Source organism: Danxiaibacter flavus, from assembly GCF_041060425.1.
In the GTDB taxonomy this organism is placed as follows: Bacteria; Bacteroidota; Bacteroidia; order Chitinophagales; family Chitinophagaceae; genus Danxiaibacter; species Danxiaibacter flavus.
Map to the genome: position 1 here is coordinate 1 of NZ_JAULBC010000028.1, position 595 is coordinate 595.

Below are 595 nucleotides of genomic sequence, written 5' to 3' on the forward strand. Positions count from 1 at the left end.
ATTTAAGCTGCCAGCCCAATATCGCAAACAAATGGAATTGAAAGGAATACCAGCCAATGATGTCAGCTGCCGTATAGTGATAATAGACTTTCCCGATGGCTCTAAAGAAGTATTATGCACTTCATTGACAGATACTATTCAGTATGAATACAAATGCTTTAAAGAACTATATCATTACCGTTGGCGGGTAGAAGAAGACTATAAACTTTTAAAATGTCGGGCATCTTTAGAAGTTTTTTCCGGCAAATCGGCACAGGCGGTCAAACAGGATTTTTATGCAAAAATATTTATGATAACCATGTGCGCTATTTTATCTTTCCCAATAAATCAAAAGGTAAAGGCGGAGCATAATGCTGGTGTTAACAAGTATGCCAAACAGATTAATCGTACCAATGCATTGTCAATAATTAAAGAAACATGGCTTGGCATGTTTTTAAAACGACTGTTTTATGTTCCTCTTGCCGCCATAGATGATATCTTAGCTAAAACCTGTGATATCATAAGGCCGAATAGAAGATTCGATCGAAAAAAGCGGCTTAAAAGGCCGCCTTCCATGAATTATAAACAACTTTAGTTCTTATTTCAACGACATTGA

1 protein-coding gene is annotated in these 595 nt (G+C 36.5%); it reads left to right on the forward strand.

The window, feature by feature from the left end; genetic code table 11:
* Window positions 1-574: hypothetical protein (locus QTN47_RS27960; protein ID WP_439100203.1), on the forward strand; the 574-nt coding region annotated here is incomplete at its 5' end.
* Between the last annotated feature and the right edge of the window lie 21 nt (window positions 575-595).